Genomic DNA, 2,591 nt, shown 5'->3' on the forward strand with positions numbered 1-2,591 from the left:
CGGCTGGCCCGAGGCCCCCCAGGCGGACTCACCGGTCGGTGGGCATGGCGCGCCGATCTGCTGGTACTGGCGCACGGACGCCGACGGGAACGCCACCTGGGGCCCGACCAGCCGCCCCGTGCCGCAGTGGACCCGCCCCGGCGCGACCCCCGTGGACACCCTCGGCCGGCACGGCCACCACCACTGACACGCCCGGCCCCTTCGTCGACGGCGTCGGCACAAGGTGTCAGATACTGGGCGGAACCTCCGGACGATGCGAACGGCCCCACGCGCTCGATCATGGGACCGGCGCCTGCTCCTGGACGCGATCTTCTACCTGCTCCGCGGCGGGATCGCCTGGCAGGCCCTGCCCGCCGCGGAAGAAGATCAAGGGTCGTAAGCGGCACGTCGCGGTCGACGCCGGCGGGCGTTGAGCCGGGCGGCCTGGCGCGTCAGGTGGTCACGCTCGGCGAGGTTGGGCGCCTTTCGGGCCGCCTCGGCGTACAGCCGTGCCGCCGTCACCAGGTCACCGTCCCGCTCGTGGAGATACGCCGCCACCGCCGCATGGCGAGGCAGCGAGTCGTCCAGCGCCGCGAGCGCCGCCAGCCCGGCGCGCGGCCCATCGGCCCCGCCGACGGCCACCGCGCGGTTGAGCCGGACAACCGGGCCGTCAGTCAGGCGCACGAACTCGTCATACCACTCGACGATCCCACCCAGTCCGTCTCCTCGGCGGCGGGCGCGTCCGCGTACAGCGCCGCGATGACGGCCTGGGCCTGGAACTCGCCCGACCGGTCGCGGACGAACACCGCCCGCAGGACCGCGACGCCCTCGGCGATCAACCTGGTGTCCCAGCGGCCGCGGTCCTGCTCGGCGAGCGGCACCAGGCCGCCGTCGGGCGCGGTCCGGGGTGCGCGCCGGGCGTGGTGGAGCAGCATGAGAGCGAGCAGCCCCGCCGCCGGCTGTCCGTCGACGAGGCCCTCACCCCGGCGGCGGGCGACGTCCACCCGGGCCGCGTCGAGGAACCGACACCAGGCCACGGCGACCAGCCAGCCCTTCGGCTCCCACCGCAGGCCGGCCGGCCAGACCCGGACCGCCTCGACCAGCACGTCCTGCACCGCGTCCTCCACCGCCGCGCAATCGGCCCCACGGCGGACAAGGACCCCCAGCACGCCCGGCGTGAGACTCCGCAGCAGGACCTCGTCCACCTTCAGAGGTCACTGCGTGACGGTGTCCACCTTCAGAGGTCACTGCATGACGGTGGGCGGCGCGGCCAGGAACGGGCGCACCTCAAGCCACTCGTGGATCGGCTTCCCACCCGCCCCCGGGGCGGCCGACAGCTCCCCGGCCAGCTCGACGGCACGCTCGTAGCTGTCGACATCGATCACCATCCAGCCGGCGATCAGGTCCTTGGTCTCGGCGAACGGACCGTCGGTGACCGGCGGGCGCCCCGCACCGTCATACCGGACGAACGTCCCCTCGGGAGCAAGCGCCTGACCGTCGACGAACTCGCCGGTCCCCTCAAGCCGGGCCGCGAAGTCGCGCATGTACCGCATGTGCGCCGCGATCTCCTCCGGCGTCCACCGGCCCATCGGCACGTCGTTGACCGCGGCCGGAGCGCCGCGGTAATGCTTGAGCAGCAGGTACCTGGCCATCGTGGTTCTCCTCGGTACTGGTACGGCCCATGCTGGCCGCGTTCACCACGGGGACGCAGCCAGCCACGGGTTCTCGACATCACCGTCCGAATCCTTCGGCTCCCGTAGATCAGCCCGGGTGAGCCGTCCCGTGGTGTCCGGGTCCACGGCGTGGCACGAGGGCGCGACGGAACGAGGTCTTCCACGACCAGCAGCGACCAAACACCTGACCCCGTCGCCTGTGTGCCCATCCACCGCCAGTCTTTTCAGCTCACTCTTCAGGAAGCCGACTGTCAGCGGCATGGGGACGGCCGATCGCTTCAAGGGCGGTCGCCGCCCAGTCACGAGCATCCGGGTCCGGATGCCCCAACGCGCGAAGAAGCCGCGGCTCAGCCACCGCCCCGGGCAGTCCCAGACCGTGGACCACAGCCGACCGGATCCGCCAGTACTCGTCCCTCGTATCGCCCGCGTCATCGACCAGGTCGGCATCGTCGAGAGCTTCCAGCTGCCCCACAAGAACATCGACCGCAACATCACCACCGATCGCGGCGATGGCCGCCGCCTTGCAGCAGGCCGCCGACCTGTCCTCCCACCCGGCATCGCGCCGCAACGCGGTAAGCAGATACGGAACCGCCGAGACCGTAGCCCGAAGACGGGAGCCGCTTGGCAACCCGCGCGGTGAGAGCGAACGGGCGCATCGGCATACCCCTCCCTGCCAGGCCGGGCTGGAACAGCGCCGTGAGCAGAGCGGCCGCGGCGGGCGTCCCGTCCGAGATCGCCTCAGACTCACGGGATCAGCCGGCGCCGCCGCGTTGCGTCAGTACGAAGATGAATCAGTACGAAGATGCAGGGCGATGGCTGCCGTTGGCGCCGCTGCAGTACGTCGCCAACGCTTCACCGATGATCTGAACCCACCGGGCGAGCAACGGACCATAAATCTTGCGGACTGTGCGGCGCGCCTGCCACACGGTCACGCCGATG

3 protein-coding genes and 2 pseudogenes are annotated in these 2,591 nt (G+C 71.6%); 2 read left to right on the forward strand and 3 right to left on the reverse strand.

Annotation, left to right across the window (positions count from 1 at the left end; translation table 11 throughout):
* Together NBW84_RS09875 and NBW84_RS09880 are read left to right on the forward strand one after the other, a co-directional pair.
* Positions 1-187: pseudogene (locus NBW84_RS09875) on the forward strand (DUF899 domain-containing protein); the annotation flags it as partial.
* A 66-nt stretch (positions 188-253) separates the two neighbouring features.
* On the forward strand, positions 254-379 hold the full coding sequence (locus NBW84_RS09880) for a transposase (protein WP_250283844.1): 126 nt from the start codon (positions 254-256) through the stop codon (positions 377-379).
* On the opposite strand, the pseudogene NBW84_RS09885 reads toward NBW84_RS09880, so the two are convergent.
* From NBW84_RS09885 to NBW84_RS09895, 3 genes and pseudogenes are all read right to left on the reverse strand, one after another.
* A pseudogene (locus NBW84_RS09885) lies at positions 367-1,184 on the reverse strand (DUF6596 domain-containing protein). The gene NBW84_RS09880 and the pseudogene NBW84_RS09885 overlap by 13 nt on opposite strands.
* 39 nt (positions 1,185-1,223) lie before the next feature.
* Positions 1,224-1,631, reverse strand: coding sequence for a YciI family protein (locus NBW84_RS09890; RefSeq protein WP_250283846.1), 408 nt, complete (start codon positions 1,629-1,631; stop codon positions 1,224-1,226).
* Positions 1,632-1,881: 250 nt separating this feature from the next.
* Positions 1,882-2,220 carry a HEAT repeat domain-containing protein gene (locus NBW84_RS09895; protein WP_250283848.1) on the reverse strand — a complete coding sequence of 113 codons (339 nt, stop codon included), beginning with the start codon at positions 2,218-2,220 and terminating at the stop codon, positions 1,882-1,884.
* Positions 2,221-2,591: the final 371 nt, after the last annotated feature.

Origin of the sequence: Protofrankia sp. CiP1_Cm_nod2 (assembly GCF_920664355.1) — a bacterium.
Classification (GTDB): domain Bacteria; phylum Actinomycetota; class Actinomycetes; order Frankiales; family Frankiaceae; genus Protofrankia.

Coding starts and splice junctions, on each gene's coding strand:
- NBW84_RS09890 (WP_250283846.1), bottom strand. CDS start 1,631: ATGGCCAGGTACCTGCTGCTCAAGCATTACCGCGGCGCTCCGGCCGCG.
- NBW84_RS09880 (WP_250283844.1), top strand. CDS start 254: ATGCGAACGGCCCCACGCGCTCGATCATGGGACCGGCGCCTGCTCCTG.